Source organism: Rhodococcus sp. ZPP, from assembly GCF_017656075.1.
Lineage (GTDB): Bacteria > Actinomycetota > Actinomycetes > Mycobacteriales > Mycobacteriaceae > Rhodococcus_F > Rhodococcus_F oxybenzonivorans.
This window is the reverse complement of record NZ_CP058643.1, coordinates 49,847-66,057: the sequence shown is the minus strand read 5'-3', so window position 1 is coordinate 66,057 and position 16,211 is coordinate 49,847. Positions and strand designations below refer to the sequence as shown.

Annotated in this window: 15 protein-coding genes; 11 read left to right on the top strand and 4 right to left on the bottom strand. The window is 65.3% G+C overall.

Translation table 11 applies throughout. The features are described from left to right. Positions 1 to 24: 24 nt before the first annotated feature. A complete protein-coding gene (locus HYG77_RS40520) occupies positions 25 to 1,092 on the bottom strand; it encodes an FUSC family protein (protein WP_244461602.1) in 1,068 nt (355 codons plus the stop codon). A 371-nt stretch (positions 1,093 to 1,463) separates the two neighbouring features. Here HYG77_RS40520 and HYG77_RS40515 point away from each other — a divergent pair, with 371 nt between their 5' ends. Further along, the gene (locus tag HYG77_RS40515) at positions 1,464 to 1,619 is read left to right on the top strand and encodes a hypothetical protein (protein WP_244461601.1); all 156 of its coding nucleotides are present in this window, start codon (positions 1,464 to 1,466) and stop codon (positions 1,617 to 1,619) included. A 487-nt stretch (positions 1,620 to 2,106) separates the two neighbouring features. Here HYG77_RS40515 and HYG77_RS39000 read toward each other — a convergent pair whose 3' ends face one another. Beyond that, a complete protein-coding gene (locus HYG77_RS39000) occupies positions 2,107 to 2,343 on the bottom strand; it encodes a toxin-antitoxin system (protein ID WP_208964537.1) in 237 nt (78 codons plus the stop codon). Positions 2,344 to 2,520: 177 nt separating this feature from the next. On the opposite strand from HYG77_RS39000, the gene HYG77_RS38995 reads away from it, so the two are divergent. Together HYG77_RS38995 and HYG77_RS38990 are read left to right on the top strand one after the other, a co-directional pair. Beyond that, positions 2,521 to 2,931: a hypothetical protein gene (locus tag HYG77_RS38995; protein ID WP_208964536.1), complete on the top strand. Its 411-nt coding sequence runs from the start codon at positions 2,521 to 2,523 to the stop codon at positions 2,929 to 2,931. 476 nt (positions 2,932 to 3,407) lie between these two features. Continuing rightward, positions 3,408 to 4,184 (top strand): hypothetical protein, encoded by a 777-nt coding sequence (locus tag HYG77_RS38990; RefSeq protein ID WP_208964535.1) that lies wholly within the window; start codon positions 3,408 to 3,410, stop codon positions 4,182 to 4,184. On the opposite strand, the gene HYG77_RS38985 is transcribed toward HYG77_RS38990, so the two are convergent. Together HYG77_RS38985 and HYG77_RS38980 are read right to left on the bottom strand one after the other, a co-directional pair. After that, on the bottom strand, positions 4,181 to 5,728 hold the full coding sequence (locus HYG77_RS38985; RefSeq protein ID WP_208964534.1) for an AMP-binding protein: 1,548 nt from the start codon (positions 5,726 to 5,728) through the stop codon (positions 4,181 to 4,183). The two genes, HYG77_RS38990 and HYG77_RS38985, sit on opposite strands and share 4 nt — an antisense overlap. A gap of 185 nt (positions 5,729 to 5,913) precedes the next feature. Further along, positions 5,914 to 6,360: a helix-turn-helix transcriptional regulator gene (locus HYG77_RS38980; RefSeq protein ID WP_241032086.1), complete on the bottom strand. Its 447-nt coding sequence runs from the start codon at positions 6,358 to 6,360 to the stop codon at positions 5,914 to 5,916. A gap of 828 nt (positions 6,361 to 7,188) precedes the next feature. On the opposite strand from HYG77_RS38980, the gene HYG77_RS38975 reads away from it, so the two are divergent. The 8 genes from HYG77_RS38975 (at position 7,189) to HYG77_RS40510 (ending at position 16,169) form a co-directional block, all read left to right on the top strand. Continuing rightward, positions 7,189 to 8,388, top strand: coding sequence for an insoluble domain protein (locus HYG77_RS38975; protein WP_208964533.1), 1,200 nt, complete (start codon positions 7,189 to 7,191; stop codon positions 8,386 to 8,388). 56 nt (positions 8,389 to 8,444) lie between these two features. After that, a complete protein-coding gene (locus HYG77_RS38970) occupies positions 8,445 to 8,981 on the top strand; it encodes a hypothetical protein (RefSeq protein WP_208964532.1) in 537 nt (178 codons plus the stop codon). Then, positions 8,978 to 9,703 carry a hypothetical protein gene (locus HYG77_RS38965; RefSeq protein WP_208964607.1) on the top strand — a complete coding sequence of 242 codons (726 nt, stop codon included), beginning with the start codon at positions 8,978 to 8,980 and terminating at the stop codon, positions 9,701 to 9,703. Before HYG77_RS38970 ends, HYG77_RS38965 begins: the two co-directional genes overlap by 4 nt. A gap of 12 nt (positions 9,704 to 9,715) precedes the next feature. Continuing rightward, positions 9,716 to 11,791, top strand: a complete 2,076-nt coding sequence (locus HYG77_RS38960) for a cutinase family protein (RefSeq protein WP_208964606.1) — start codon at positions 9,716 to 9,718, stop codon at positions 11,789 to 11,791. A 257-nt stretch (positions 11,792 to 12,048) separates the two neighbouring features. After that, positions 12,049 to 13,626 (top strand): peptidoglycan DD-metalloendopeptidase family protein, encoded by a 1,578-nt coding sequence (locus HYG77_RS38955; protein ID WP_208964605.1) that lies wholly within the window; start codon positions 12,049 to 12,051, stop codon positions 13,624 to 13,626. A 77-nt stretch (positions 13,627 to 13,703) separates the two neighbouring features. Then, positions 13,704 to 14,309, top strand: a complete 606-nt coding sequence (locus tag HYG77_RS38950) for a hypothetical protein (protein WP_208964604.1) — start codon at positions 13,704 to 13,706, stop codon at positions 14,307 to 14,309. A gap of 40 nt (positions 14,310 to 14,349) precedes the next feature. After that, positions 14,350 to 15,699 (top strand): hypothetical protein, encoded by a 1,350-nt coding sequence (locus HYG77_RS38945; protein ID WP_208964603.1) that lies wholly within the window; start codon positions 14,350 to 14,352, stop codon positions 15,697 to 15,699. Next, entirely contained in the window at positions 15,696 to 16,169 is a 474-nt protein-coding gene (locus HYG77_RS40510) for a hypothetical protein (protein WP_244461617.1), read from the top strand. The genes HYG77_RS38945 and HYG77_RS40510 overlap by 4 nt, the downstream gene beginning before the upstream one ends. The last annotated feature ends 42 nt before the right edge of the window (positions 16,170 to 16,211 follow it).

Sequence of the window (16,211 nt, the reverse complement as noted above, 5' to 3'; positions counted from 1 at the left end):
TTCGTCGATCCACTTGGCCTTTTGTCATGCGGCCCACCGCACGGCTGAATTGATCTGAGACACCACGTCTCGGGCGGTGGAGTAGTCAGCCCTTCCGTTCGATCGGGTGGGGAACCTGCCGTAGCGGACTCGTGCCGGGGCCGAAATTGGTAGCGCAAGCATTCCGGTCGAGGTAGTCCGCCGTGTCCCGCGCTTCTTACCCAGCGAGCTTCGCCACTCTTGCTCTTCGTTCCACCAGGTAAACAGCTCGCGATCTACCAGATGCCGTGCGGCTCGGCGGACGTTGATCCCGGCAACTCCCCGGGTCTGTGCGGCGATCTCGAGCGTCCGGAGCAGCTGCTCACCCGTGGCCTTCGAGGTGAGCAGTCCTGCCGAGTGCAGGCGGGTCAGTGCTCGTTCGATGTACTCGGTGCCGTAACCAGTCTTCTCCGACAAGCCGGTCAGGCTGTCGACCCCAGACCGGTAGAACCAGTGGACGCGGGCGGTTGCCGCACCGAGACCGCCGGACCTCAAGGGACTCCATAGATCGTGGGTGTGGTGGGGGAGGAGCGGGATCCCGGGCGCAGAAGCGGGGGCGGGTTCCCCTTGTGTTGCATTAGAAGTAATCTCTACGCCCCCATCAGGCGGCTGGTTGAGGGTCCACCGTGCAGCTCGCGTCCCCGCGCTTGGAGTGGTAAGCGTGACCCAGCCTTCCCGTGCCAGCACACGAAGCCTGCGCGAGACCGTGGACGCGTCGAGAGCGCATGTCTGTCCCAGGCGGCGGCAGTCGATGTCGAGGACCCGAGTGCGGGCGGTGCGTGCTAGCGCGGTCAGTGCGTGCAGGATCCGCTCGTCACTTGCTCCTCCTCGGCGGCCCCAGTGCGCTGTCGTCACCGCGAGGGCATGTTCGATGGCGTCGAGTTCGTCGTCGATCGGTTCACGGGGCGCCTGGCCAGGGTCAGCGGTGAAGGTAGCGGCTCGGGCGAGGGCGCGGGTCCATTGGCGTTCTGTGTCGTCGCGGCCGCGGGCCGCGTCCTCACGAAGCCGAATCAGACCTGGGGCTGTGACAACGGCGGCGCGGGCGTCGTCGAGTGTGTGTCCGGCTCGGGCCATGGAAAGAAGGATGGTGTAAGCGAGGGCACTTCGGTCCGTCCCTTTCGACGGCACCGTCGCGAGCAAAGCCGCAGTTCGGTGGGATAGCGGCCGCCGGGGTCGGTCGAGTCTCGGACCCGCCGCATCCTCAACGATCCGCGGCCGTCGATGTTCTTCGGGCGGTGTAGCGGGCTCCGCATGGGGATGCCGCGCGAGGAGCCAATTGACGACTTCCGGCGTCGTCCCGCGGCTGACGCGCTCGAGAGCCTGCTGCAACTCGGCACCGGCCAGGTGGGGGACGGACCGTCCACCGTTGCGGTGTGGTGCACCTGGAGGCCGCACAACCCCCCTTATCGGGGTTTCCCAGGGGGGGATTTGTCGAAGGTTGGGTAGTGCTGAACGAGCACGCGGTTGAGTTCGCCGACCGCGGCCGGGGCGGCACCGTCCTCGCCAAGTCGGAGCCAGATGTGTTGGCCGCCCGTCGGCCCGGAGTGCGCACGCAGGTAGTGGACACCCAGGTCGTCGAGGTGTGCGGCGAGGCGGTCTGAATCGGTGCGAGCCTGTTCGGCGCCAAAACGGGAGGTGTCGAAGTCGAGCGCGAGAAGCCGAAAGCGGTGATCTGAGCTGGCGAGATAGATCGCCCAAGGAATTTCCGGCTGCTGCAGGGGCATGGAGATAGAGGCGTCGTATTTGTGTTTTCGGTCCGGGTCGACGCGGACGCGCCGCCGCGGCGACCACATGCGGGTGCATGTGTTGTAGAGCTGCGTGTTTGGTGCGCCCTCGTCGGCATACGAGGTGATACGCGCATGAGTGATTGAATCGGCAACAGGGTATGAGGTACTTGCCCGACTCGCAGTAGGCAAAGTGCTACCCTGAGACGTACCTAGCACGGTAAGTCCCTTCGGGGATGCAGTAGTTGCGAGCGGCGAACTCGCTATCTACAAGACAGACCCTGGTTTCTCCGGCATGAGAGCCAGGGTTTTGTCATATCTGCAGACGTACTACTGCGAACGGCTATTTAGATGTCGCACGCGGTTAAGCAGTCAGCGGAAGCACCTCCTGGTCGAGATTCAGTTCACGAACAAGGTCGGGTCGGCCCGCGCGGAGAGCCAAGAGGTCGGAGACGTACTGGCTGACCGACGTGACGCCGTGCGCCTTCCGCTCGCTGTCGAGCAGGTCATAAAGCTCGTCCGGCACCCGTCCAAGCCTTTTGCGGTCTCCCAGACTGGGTCGACCGGGCTTGGCATGTGATCCCTTGCTTGTGGTTGGCATGGCGTTCCTCCCTCTCGTGGGATTCCGGCAATTCTGGTCCTGGAATGGTGAGGAGTAGCGGAGGCGCGCCGTAACTGGTCCAAAAAAGCTCGCAGTGACTACTATAAGGCCGCAATCTAAAACGGGCACATCGCGCTGCCGTCACCGAACAGAGGGGGACATGCCAAAATGCTCGGTATGGGACGAGCCGATGCTTCTGTTGCGACCCGGGTCGAGGAACTCTTCAAGACTCGGTGGCCCCGGGGCAACAAGACCTCGAACGCCCTCGTCGCGGAGTTCGTGAGCCGCGCTGTTGGACGAACGATCGACCGGCAGTACATCTATCGGATACGAACCGGCCGCGTCCGCAAAGTTGATGTACCCGTCCTCGAAGCAATTGGGCAGTTCTTCGGTCAGAGTCTCGACTACTTCTCCGGAGCCAACCCGGATCCTGCCGATGAGCTCCAGCGGGCGTTGCAGGACAGCGGCCTCCAGATCGCCGGCCTCCGCGCGAAGAAGCTGACACCCGAAGCGAGGCACGAGCTTGCACGCCTCGTCCGCGAGGCAAGCGATATCCTCGCGCGCGACTTCCCGAAGACCGAGGATTAGCGTGCGTGGCCGACGGCGCATCGATGCGCTTGTCCGGAAACTGGTTCCGGATCCATTCGACCTCGACCAGTTCCTCGCGAATGCGTCGACGGAGATGGGGCTACCGATCCGGATGCTGAGCGGGGTTTCATCCGGCCTCCCGTTGTCCGGGGCCTCTTTCGTAACCGACCGGTGTGCATTCGTATCCGTACCCGCGTCCACCAGCGAAGATCACCACATTTTCATCGTCAGCCATGAGGTGTTCCACCTCCTAGAGGGGCACAGCTGCTCCGCAGCCGCGGAGGATCATTCCAACAGCCTGATTCGGTCCTTCCGGCGTCAGCGCATTGAACTGAGCTGTGAGCGTTTCGCGTGGAAGGTCGGGACTACCGTTCTAAGGCAACGAGTGCGGGCAGTCGGTCCCGCTGAGGCGCCCGCGCGCATGCTGTCCTCCGCGTTCGGTTTCCGGGCATAAAGCAGCGACGGATGGAGACTGAATGATCGAGTGGGTGGCGTGGGCCTCTTGCGTTGTAGGCGCGCTTCTCGCGGGGCTGGGCCTGGTCAAAGCGATCCCGGACCGAACAGTGCTCGGCATGGGGATCATTTTCTACTCACTGACATTGCACACATATTCGCCCCTGCTGATCTTCGGGGAACGGCAGCCGCTGACAACCGAAGACCGGATTTGGGGCGCAACCTTCGCTGTTCTCGGTGGTTGGTCGTTCCTCATCCTCGCGCTCGCCATCCTCCACGCGCACCGGACGCAGAAAGAGGACTGGGCGAATCCGGCACTCCGGCGTGACCTCTCGATCCTCTCGATAGCAGCGGTAAGCAGCGCGCTCGCGTTGCGGCTCGAACTCTCGAGTGGTCATTTCGCGCCCACGGCCGACTTTTTGAATGTCTACGGTGATGATCACCGGGTGGTGCTATACCAGCTGACGTTTCTGCCGTGGATCGCCGTGCCCGTCGGCGTGCTCGGATACATGACCTGGAAATACAGCTCCGGCCTCAGCAAGGTCGTGACAATCGCCGGCTGCATGTGCGGTGTGCTGTGGGGGATTTGGAAACTCGCAGGGGTGATGTTCCGCTTTGTCGCGGGGGACAGCATCGGGATCGAGTCTCCGGTAAGCGTCGGGCTCGGGTTCCTGACCGTGCTTCTGGTGACCTGTGGGCTCGGTATCTTCGGAGCAGGCCACGCCTGGCGGCGGGTATCGGCGATGATCTCGTACGTGTGGAACCGCAGAGTCGACGACGCCCGCCACCAGGAGGGCTAGACGTACTGCGTCTTGAGTCGTGACTTGAAGATTTTGCCTGAGTCCTCGCGTGGAAGGCTGTCGGTGATCACGACCGTTGCAGGAATCTTGTACCGAGCAAGAACACCGTCGAGTGACGCCCTGATGCCTTCGGGTGTGGGGTTCGCCCCGGGGCGAGGGACTACGTGCGCTGCGACCGACTCACCGAATTCGCCTCCGGGGACGCCGAATACCGCGACGTCTTCCACGGTGCCCAGCGCCGTGATCGCGTTCTCGATTTCAGCCGGATAGATATTCACCCCACCCGAAATGATGACCTCTGCCGTGCGGCCGGTGAGGTAGAGAAAGCCCTCGCCGTCGAGGTAGCCCTCGTCGCCGACGGTGATGTATCCGCGGAACGGAACTTCGCCCGTCGACGCGTGATTCAGGTACTCGAAATCAGGCCAGTAGTCCGCGCCTTTGACGTAGACTCGCCCCGTCTCGCCTGCCGGTAGTTTGTTTCCCTCGTCGTCGGCGACCAGGACGTCGGCACCATCTACCGGTCGACCGACACTGCCGGGGCGCGCAAGCCACTCGTCGGCATTGATCCACGTGATGGTGCCGGCCTCGGAGCAACCGTAAAACTCGATGAGGGCGTTACCGAACCACTGGATTGCGGCTTCTTTGACTGCTGGTGGGCACGGCGCGGCGGAGTGGATGACATGGGTCAGGCTGGAGACGTCGTAGCTCGCCCGAACGTCATCCGGAAGTGACAGGAGCCTCGACAGCATCGTCGGCACTATCTTGACCTGCTGAATCTTTCGCTCGGCGACGTGCTGTAGGAACCGTTCGGCGTCGAACCTCGGCATGATGGTGATGTTCGTGCCCATCCTGAGTGCGAGGACGGCCAGCGCATTAGGGCTGGTGTGGTAGAGCGGTCCGGCGACCAGCATCTGTCCACCGGGGGCCAAACCCATTCGGTTCGCGGTGCCGCCGGCGATGGAAAGCAGCTGATGAGGGGTCATACGTTCGCGCACGACGCCCTTCGGCGTTCCCGTGGTGCCTGATGTATAGATCAATCCCATCGAGTCTGCAATTGCCCCCTCCTGGTAGGGGAGCGGCTCCGCAGCGTTCTCGATCCACTCTTCGAGGGTTTGGCTCGTTCCAGTCACTCGGGAAAGCTCTGGAGACAGCCCCAACTCACCCAGAAGCTCCGGCGGCATGGCCACTTCCACCAGGACGGTGTCGAGACCTGCTGTCTCGATGGCCTTCTGCACGGTGCCGACGAATTCGGTGTGGGCGAAAACCAATCGGACGCCGCTGTCGCTGAGGACGTGCTGCACCTCGGGGGAGGTCCAGTGCCAGTTGATCGGTACTGGATTCGCTCCACAGCTGGCCGCGGCGAGCGACACCTCGAGGAATTCAATGTCGTTGCGGAGCATGAGCGCGACACGCTCGCCGGGCTGTATCCCTGCGGCCTTGATCGCGGTCGCGAGGCGTCCGGCGCGGTCGTGCGACTTCCATTGCTCGCGGACGCGGTTTCCGCAGGTAAGGGTGGCGGGGGCTTCCTGATCGCTAGCGGTCATGGGGCATGAGTCTGCCACGGCCATTCGGGCGTCGGTGACACGCCCATAGCTTCTTTGTGTTGCCGCGAGCCGCAAGAAGCGGTTTACTCCTGATTGCCCAGACGATCAGAAATGATTGTTTCGGCCTTGAGGTCGGTCGCGGGGACTCGCCTCAGACGGGGAGGAAGACGACTGTGCGCCGACAGCTACGGAGACGTATGCGGAGGCCGAGTGCGGGTGCGTTCGTACGCATCTTCGACGTCCTGGACGGTAAGACCGAACTCTTCGGCCAACCGCTGAGCCACGTCTTCTTTCAGGCGAGAATGGCCCCGCTCGACAGTCGCCAGAGCGGTCGTGGAGATACCGATCTTTGCGGCGAGCTGTGGTTGCGTGAGTCCCGCAAAAACCCGCAGATCGCCCAAGTAGCGCTGATCGGGCTTGATTTTGACGACGTCCTCCATGGCGATTCCAAGAACGGTGACGGCTCGCTTGAGGCTGTCGGCCTGCGGGGTGCTCTTGCCCGTTTCCCACGTAAGGACAGCGCCTGGGCTCACTTCCGCGAGGCGGCCCAACTCCCCGACCGAAAGCTTCTTTTTCTCTCGCGCCTTCTTGAGGGCTGCGGGAGCGAACCCCCGCAGTATTCGTCTGCTCATCCCTTGCTCCCGCGCATGAGCCCCCACTTTGCCTGACTCCAATCTATGCCGTCCCAGTATGTTGCGATATAGTACGGTCATGTTATCCGGTTTTAAATTGAGCACCTAAACCAGGAAACGGGGGTGGATATGCGGTCTGAGCAGGATGTTCGCGAGGCGGGAACCATCGCGGACCGGGCGACGCTTCCAGCCCCGAAGAGACTCAGCTGCCGGCGGGCTTTTCGCCAAGCTCCGAGGCAGCTGAAACGGTTGACGATGAGAGGTCATGCCGGACCTCGTATGCAGCATCGCAGCCTAGAAGGGATCCCAGGTGCGCTCGTGATTGGCGTCCCGGTGCGCGCCTGGGATCTGTTCTCTACCGCGACGTTTCCACGCGTTGCGCGTCCACACCGCGGAACCTCGAGTCCCTGCGGTCCGTTGCCGTACCCATCTGGAGGACTCGATGACTTCGAGTGTAATTCAGGCATCAACCTCGGGATTCGCTCCGACTGACCACACCTCCGACGCCCTCCGTCTACAGGACTGCACCCCGGCATTGGCCGACGAGCTCCCACCCTCACTTCTCGCGACACCGTGGACCCGGTGCGGTGTGGTCAGTTCCTGTCCGGGCCGATGCCCAGGACATGTCTGCGTGAGTGTCTCGCTCACAGGGCTTCCGACGTGCCCGATTGGCCATTCACTGGTCCCCGCCGTTCGGCACTGTCGTCCCCACGCCTGACAGCCTTCACCATCCCCAGCCTCCCTCTCTCGTCATAGGCCTCGCCGCTGACGGCCCGATTGGCTGATCCACCCGAACGTCTCAACCACAACGAATCGAAGGGTAAGTACATGAGTCACAACGAATCCGGCGGGCAACACCGCCTCCGGAAGCAGGGGGCAACTCAGAAGATTGCACTTCTGGGCGCGGTCACGGTCGTAATCGGGTTCGCTACGAACGGGATCGCCAACGCCGCCCCGGACCAACCCGGAATCACGACCCCCGAGACGCCCGCAGATCAGCCGGGAATCACTACTCCCATTGAGCCTGCGCCGGTCGCGCCCGCCCCGGCTGAGGCCGCCGAGCCCCAGCCGGAACCGGTGTACTGGGGTGAGGCACCGGCGGAGCCGGTCGTTTACCAACCGATCCCGAACTTCGACTACGAGAACAACGAGTACGTCGAACCGGAGAGTGGTTACGACGACGTCGCGCCGGTGCAGTTTCAGGATCTACACCTTCCGCAGTGGGTGGAGCCCACGAAGCCGTTCATCGCGCCGCGAGACACCCTGCGGTTCGGTGAGCTGCACCTCAAACAGCCGAACTGGGTGTCCGATGTAGACAAAGACCGCACCAACAACTCCGTCGCGGTTGTCGAGTCCGGTGCGACGACATTCTGGCGGTCACTCGGTGTGGAGACCTCCCGCGCCGAGCGGATCTCGGCGGCGCAGGTCGGCGCAGGTGCCATTGGTGCGGTCACCGCCGGGACGGGGGCTGCTGTCGTGGCCGGTACCGCGTGTGCTCTTGCAGCGGGCACGGTCGCCGGGATCGTCGGTATGAGCGCGGGCAACGTCTTCCTCCCTGGAATCGGATGGGCCCCGGTCGGCGTCATTGCCACCGCTGGTGGGGCTGCAGCTGGCGCGGCGGCCTGCGCCCCTCCCGCGTTCGTCGCCGCCGCGGCCCTCGGTGGTCTCGGCGCGGCCGCCGCGGTGACCCCGTTCGCAGCCGCGGACAAGGGTGAGCCGAAGGAGGTCGAGGTCCCGGACGTTGACCAGGCGGCCATCACCGAGCAGACCGAGCAGGTCCTCGAGCAGTGGGAGGCCAACCCGGTCGGCGCCCAGGTCGTCTCAACGGTGCAGGACATCGTCGAAACGGCCCCGGTCATCGACCAGCAGGTCCGCGACTTCGCAGCCGCCCAGCCTGGCGGGGAGCAGGCGCTCGAGCAGGTCGACACAGCCTTGGACACGTTCTTCGGTGACTCGACACCGGGTCTCGCCTCGCAGCTGGTCAGCAATGCCGTCGCCGCAGGTCTCCCCGTCCCGGTAAGCACGTAGGGGCATCGGTGGCGGTGATGATGAGGCGATCGACTGTCCGGGTCGAGCGACGCCCCATGCCCGCAGCGGGGTTGTCCTTCGCGGGCTGGGTGGTGCGCATCGCCGCCACCACGGCCGTCTTGGGCGCAGGGAACTGGGTTGAGGCTCTGCGTCATTGGATTTCACCCGACCCGGCTCCGTGGGATTCCGGTTTCGATCTCTACGAGACTGCGGCGACATCGGTCACGGCGTTCGTCATTCACCTAGGTGGCGGCGGGCCGGTAATCGCGATCGCGATCGTGTACGGGTTCATCGCATTTCTGATTGCGACGAGCGCGTTGATTGTCGGGGCGGACGGCGTGTGGATCGCCGGGGCGCGTTCGGGCGAGAGCGTGACGTGCCTGATTCTTGCGGTGGGTGCAGTCACAGCATGGGCCGGCATCCACCCGATCTACTGGGAAACGCCGACTGCCTTCTGCAGTGTCCTGGCGCTGTGCCTCCTGACGTGCACCTTCGTCGGCATGCAGGTGGTGACCACCCGGCCGGTGAAAGCCTCACCGTCACTGCCGATGCCAGCCGCCGCCTCAGCCGATCGTCGAGGGGACGCACAGTGACACGCACACCAGGTGATCAGGATTCCCGCGTCAGCTCGGCGAACGAGGACCGGGTATGGGCCAGCTTCTTCGAGCAGGCCAACACGAAGGAAACCACAGCGCCACCTCACCCTTCGCACCGCCGAGCGTTAGTCGGCGAGAGTGCGCGCGCGGTGGGACGCCGGCTCGCTGCCTTTACCGGTGCGCTGCGCGCCATACCTCGACGCCGAGTGATGGTCTCGGTGGTGGTGCTCACCGCGGTGGCGGGCGCGGTCGCCCTGGTCGTCGCTGGGATTGCGGTGATGTCGAATGGGCCTGCTCCAGCTGCGCCCGCGGCGACGGCCACGCCCACGCCCACGACAGAGCCTGAATGGTGTCCGGAAGGTGGATCGGCCACGGGGGTGCTGACGACGAGCGCCGCGGGCGATTCCACGTCAGGGTCCGGGGTGGTCGCCGCCCTCGAATATGCCTATTACGTGCAGCGATCCGGTGCGGCTGTACGCGCGCTGATCGCGCCGGGCGCTCCGTTCAACACCGCGGACAACATCCAAGCGAACATCGACCAGTTCATTCCCGCCGGGACGTCGCATTGTGCGGTCATCAGCCCCGAGGGCGGTGGTGTGTACGCGCTGACGTTGCGCGAGCGCCAGCCTGACGGCCGCGAGGTCCTCTACCAGCAAGAAGTCCGAGTCGCCGAACAGGACGGCCGATACATGGTCGCGTCCGTCACGAAAGCCAAGTAGGGGAGAAATCACATGATTCGGCGAATTCGTTCGAGTGCCGCGGTCGCCGTCACGGCAGCATTGGTCTCGGTTGTCGGCGGCGGCGCTGCCGCGTCTGCCGCTCCGGGCGAGCTGACCAGCGGCTCGTGCGCGCCGTACATGGCGGTGCTGGTACCGGGAACGTGGGAGACCAACGAGAACGCCGACCCGAACGTGCCAGTCGGGATGCTCGCCGAGGTCGGCAAGGGATTGAAAGACAAGTACGGCAGCCGGATTCGCGTGGTTTTCCCGGCATATCCGGCTTCGGCCTTCGACAAGGGGAAGACCTACACAGAATCAGAGGAAGCTGGGGTGGCCGCGGTTAACCGGGTCCTCGAAGAGGCATGCGCAACAACCCAGATCCTGTTGGCCGGCTATAGCCAGGGGGCGCACGCCGCGGGCGATGTCGCCTCGTCGATTGGCAACGGCCGCGGGCCCGTTCCGGCGAGCCAGGTGAAGGCTGTGGGTCTTGTCGCTGATCCCAAGCGTGGTCCGGGTAGTGGGCAGTTGGTTGGTCCGACGGTGGCCGGAACGGGTATCGCTGGAACGCGTCCGGGTGGGTTCGGACAGCTGGCGTCGGTGACCCGGCAGATGTGCTCGCCGGGGGACCTGTACTGCGCGACCGACGCTGACTCGGACGGGATGCTCGGTTCGATCGGCAGGCTGATCGGTAATGACACCGGCGCAGTGTCCGGGTCGTCTCCGTCTGTCGGTCAGGCCGGTGTCGAGGCCTCTCCCTTGACGGGTCAGTACGGTGGCGCGAGCTCGGCCGGTGTGACCGCGCAGAACAGCACGGAGGGATCGGCGGCCGCCGATCTGGTGAGCGATTTCTCGCAGGCCAATCTGGCGGGTGTGCCCTCGACACCGGAGGTGATGCGTCAACGGATCGAGGCACTGCCCACCGATTCTGGTGTGAGGACCGGGGAACAGGCCTCCCAGATCGCTGGTGTGGGTGCGTCGGCCGCTTCGCTGATTCGGACGCTGGCGCCGTTGCAGGATGTGGCAGAGTTCGCGGCGGGCAACGCGTCCGCGGTCAAGAGTTTGACCTCGGCACCGGCCGATTCACCGCAAGCGGCGGCCGCGCAGGTCCTCGATGTCGCCAGCAAGGTCGACCTGGCGGGGCTGATCAAGACCGCCGGAACGGTGTCAGACACCGTGTCGCTGTTGCTGTCGGAGACCTCCGGCGCCGTGGGAGGTGATTCGGCGGGCCAGAGTGCGTCACCGACCGTGGCGCGGACCGCACTGTCGGGACAGGTCGACACGCTGACCTCTCAGCTCGGGCCGCTTGGCGCGATGAATCCGGACACCTTGTCCACGGCCGCGTCGGCGCTGTCGGTGCTCAAGCCCTCGACGCTGATCAACCAGGTCCTCGCCGTCGGGTCGAACATCGGTGAGTTCGCGGCGAACTTGCCTGGGATCGGCGCGAATCTGGTCGCACTGCCGCAGAGGATCGCTGCCCTGGACGTCGACGGCGCTCACCGGGTAGCCGGTGAGCTCAACAACTTGTTTTCGCCACTGGTGAAGATGGCCGCCGTGGTGGACTTTCACACCGCAGCGCAGGTGATGGCCCTGATTCCGGATCCATCCGGATACACCCAGATCGCGGCGATGGTCCTCAATCTGCTCGGCAACCTCGACGTGATCCGCTTGGCCAACAACGTCGGCCAGGCACAGGAAGTGGCGTGGGCGGCGCTGAAGAACCCGGACGCGCTCGCGGGACTGTTGCCGATCGGGCTGGATCTGGCGTCGGTGGCCACCGGCGTGCTGTCCGGCGGGGCAAACACGGACCCCTCTCAGCTCGGCGCGCAGACGCAGGTCAGCGGCCAGTCTGCGCAGTTGGTGGCCAATGCACAGGGTCAGGACCTGGTCGGCCTCGGCGGCACTCTGACCTCCCTCGCAACTTCTGAGGGGGCCCAGGATTTGGTGTCCCTGGCCAAGCAGGGCTTGGACGCTGCCTCGTTCTACGCGTCCGGCGCTCACCAGTCCTACGGCAACTTCCTCGTCGACGGCGCGCGAACCGCACTGCAGTGGCTCCTGGACTTCTTCACCAAGTCTCTCGGCGGTGCCTGAGCGCTGGTCATCGACGAATCCACGGTTTTCCGGCAGCACAAGAAAGGAGGGGAGCAATGGTCACACCGGCAGCCTGGGCGGGCGATGCGCGCGGCGCGATCACGTTCTCCTCATCCCTTCGCTCGACGGGCGGAGGGGTGCGGGCAGGACCCTGACCGGGTCTGACTGATTGACCTTTGTCGCCATCGTTTTCGATCCGCGAACTTTCCTCACCTTTCGTGCCCGGGCGGGCATGTTGACACGAAGGACGAACTGCCATGACCTGGAAGGCATTTGTAGCTGTAGTGGCTGCGATCGCCGCTGGGCTGTTCGGCCTGATCGTGCTCGGATCGGGGTCGGACCCTGCGGAGACGAACTGCCTGCCCGCCCCGGGTCGCGGTGCGCCGACCGCGCCGGGTTCGGTGGTTTTCCCGATGAGGGAAGGCACCTACCAGGTGTCCTCGCCGTACGGCCCGCGAGACGGCGACCTTCATGAGGGCACAGACTTCGCCGCCCCACTCGGGACCCCGATCTACGCGGCCGCCGCCGGCACCGTTGCGGTGGCCGGCCCAGCGAGCGGATTCGGCCAGTGGATCGTGCTCGATTCCACCGTGAACGGTCAGGCAATCTCCACCGTCTACGGGCACATGGCTCCGGACGGTGTGCTCGTAAAGACCGGGGACAAGGTCACTGCGGGGCAGCAGATCGCGGCCGTCGGCAACGGCGGGACGAGCACCGGCCCTCACCTGCATTTCGAGGTATGGCAGGGTTCGCGGATCAGCGGTGGCGAGTCCACCGACCCGATGCCGTGGCTCTCCCGCGCGACCGAGCCGACCGGAACCATCGAGTCACCGGTGCGATTGGCTGCCGCCATCAGCCCAGCCCCGTCCAGCGGTGTCGGGTGCGGTCGCCCGGTCGGCGGCTCGGGCCTGAACGTCGAGGCACTGCTGGCCGACTTCCCCGCTGCTGCACCGTTCGTGCCGTGGATCCTCAAGTACGCGGGCAAGTGCCCGGAGACCACACCCCCGATCGTCGCGGCGCAGATCCGCAACGAATCCGGTGGATTCCAGGTGAACGTCACCAACCCGAAATCCGGAGCGCAGGGACCGACACAGTTCATGCCCGCCACCTGGGCAACGAAGGGCATCGACGGCGACGGCGACGGCAAGGCCGACCCGTTCAGCATCGCCGACGCGGTCGCCTCGCAGGTCTCGTACGACTGCGAACTGGCTGACCTGGCGAAGAAGGACATGACCGCCGGCAAGGTCACCGGCGATGTCACCGCGTTGATGCTCAGCTACTACAACTGTGGTCCCGGATCCTCCCAGTCCGCGGGCGGGGTGTGCCAGAACACCGAGACCCAGAACTACGTCACCGACATCCCGAAGTGGGCGCAGAAATGGTCGGCCGAAACAGGGTCGACTGGAGGCCCATTCGGGGAGCAAGTGCTGGCCGCAGCCCGCCGCTGGCTGGGCACCCCGTACGCGTGGGGTGGCGGCGACGAGAACGGCCCGACCCGCGGGAAACAGGACGGCGGGGTAGCCGACAGCTTCGGCGACTTCAACAAGATCGGCTTCGACTGCTCCGGTCTGGTCATGTACGCGGTCGCGGCGGCGTCGGGTAAAGCGATCATCCTGCCGCATCAGGACCAGAGCCAGATCGATTCCCCGGCGGGCACCCCGGTCGCCAGCGCGGCGGATCTGCGGCCCGGCGACATCATCCAGCCGCACTCCGGCCACATCTTCATCTGGGTGGGCAACAACACCGTCATCGAAGCCCCTGAGTCCGGTGGCGTGGTCCAAGAACGGCACTGGGAGCCGCCCGCTTCCGGTCTGAGCGCAAAGCGGTTCGGATGAGCACCCGGCACAGCACCCGCTCGGCCCTGCCAGCGGAGGGCCGAAACATCTACCCCGACAGGACAGGACGGCACCTGATGAGAAGTAGATCCCTCACCGCGAGCGTGGCGGCGGTCACCGCATTCTGCGCATTGCTGGCAGGCTGCGGCGCCGACAAAGACACTGGGCAGGCTGTTCCGTCGCCCGCTGCGCCTGCCCAACAGTGGACCCCCGGCCCAACGGGCACCGCGGAGCGCACCGCGCCCCCAGTCCCGTCCACGCTGCCACCTCAGGTCGGTGACCTCGACCGCGCCGACGCCAGCGATGTCGCAGAGGCCGCACTGACCGTGTGGTTCACCTGGGACACCACGACTGATTCGGGCCCGAATGACGGATCGGTGCGCGCCACACCGCTGCTCGCGGCTGCACTCGCGCGCATGGTCGCGAGCGAGGTACCGGCGCAGGGACCAGGCGGGGACTGGCTGGGGTGGTCGGCGCAGCAGGCCCGGCTGGTACCGACCGTGTCCGCAAGCGCGGAGCCGGTTCCGCCGCAGACCGACGAGAAGGCATACCGCTCCTACGTGATCGATCAGGCGGTGACCATGCCCGACGGCACGGTGACCGGTCACCGGCAGTCGGTCGTCGATGTGGTTCTCGCCCGCAACGACGGCGGATGGGAGGTCTCTCGCGTCAGCCTCCGATGACTACCGACCTGCACGCCTTGCAACGCAAAGGACGAATCTGATGACCGATTCCATCTACCCAGCCGAACCACCGGTCGACCTGCGCTCGGCACGAAAGATCACCCCGCCGCCCCCTGCTGCGGAACCGGAATTCGAGAACCCGCACGCCGACGAGGCCGAGGTGTGGGCGCCGGCTGCCGGATCGGAACCGGAAGGCTCTGACCAGGACTATGTCTGGGACGAGGGAGACAGCGACAACCAGCAGGAACTTGCACCAGCAGTGGCCGCCCCGGCGTGGCATGAGGAGCTGTTGCCCACACCGCCCAACGCTGAAACTGATCCGGCGCGATGGGGTCGGCGCGGATGGTTCAACACCGTCAGCGGCGGGGCGTTGAAGCTGCGGCCCCGACCAGAGGAGGTCTTGCACCGTCGGGGCGTAGCCGCAGTGGGGCGGCCCTTGATCGGCGACCAGCTGATCATGGTCGCGAATCCGGATGGCGGCCAGGCCAAGACAGTGAGCGCGCTGATGCTGGGGAACACCTTCGCCACCTACCGGCGGTCGGGCCCGCCGGTGGTGTGGGACAACAACGAATCCGAGGGCACTCTGGGCTTGCGGGCGGCGTCGGCGGTACCGGCAACGTCCGTGTGGGATCTACTTGCCAGCTTCGGCGACCTGGCCGCCCCGCACGCGGCAGCGTCGGGACTCTCTCAGTTCCTCAGGCCGCAGCCGACCGGTGCGGAGGTACTCGCCTCCGACGATTCGGCCGACCGTTTCGATGAGATCGAGGGCGAGGACTGCGAAAAGATCTACTCGGTTCTGCGCCGATGGCGTGACCTAGTGATCGTCGACACGGGCAACAATCGGCGGTGTGAGAGCTGGGTGTGGACCGCACGAAACGCACATGTGCTGGTGATTCCCATCGTTTACGCCCTCGACGCGACAGTGGCTGTCCTGAAGATGGTCGAGTCACTCAAGCGGCTCGGGCTCGAGGACTTGGTTGCCAACGCGATCGTGGTTGGCACTCCGAACTCGGCCGGACCCGACCCGGAACTGCACGATCAGATCCACGAAATCCTCTCCAAGGTCGGCATCCGCAACTTCACGGACGTGCCTTTCGAGCCTGCCTTTCCCCGGGGCGGGCGCATCGACTACGACCGTCTCTCTGAGGAGACCCGGCGGGCGTGGGTGCGGGTGACCGCGATGACGGCAACCGTGCTCGCCGAATCAGCGCACTACGGGACTACCGCATTGACCGCGGGCGACAGGCCCGCCACCGGCCCATTGGTGCGGGACCGGGAACAGCGCACCGGCAGGCCGGCACGCTTCGCTGAGCTCGACCGGCACCTCGATCGGCACGTCGAGCAGGTTTACCGCGGTCCGGATCACGGTGAGCGCCGGTACCTCGCATGAATCCGATCGATTACCGAATTCTCTCCGACAGGAAGGCCCGCGTCCCTATGGGAAACACGCTGAACGACAATCGCACCACCTTCATTCGCGGCCGCTGGGCGCGCCGCTTGACTGCGATCGCGCTGGTAGCCCTCGCCACAACACTGATCGGGGGAGGGCCAGCGCAGGCCGCGACGACCATCCTCGCGGCCCCGAACCCCTTCGACGGGGTCACTCCCGATTTCTCAATCTTCGGTCTCCAGTTCACACAGGCCTGGCAGAAACTGTTGGGCGGCGCGTGGGGCATCGGCTTCGTGTTCACCGCGTTCTCCGCCATCCGGGCCACAGTGGCTCTGGCTCGTGCGAAGAAGGGCGGCTATGGCGTTCAGGTGGCCGAGCAGACCGAGGACGCGAAGTGGGCCGGTATCGCATTCGGGGCCCTGAGCATGCTCGGTGTGATTGTCGGCGGCGTCATCGCAGTCTTCCAGTGACCGGGAGCCGAGCAATGTCGAATCTCGCTGATGCCGCCCCTC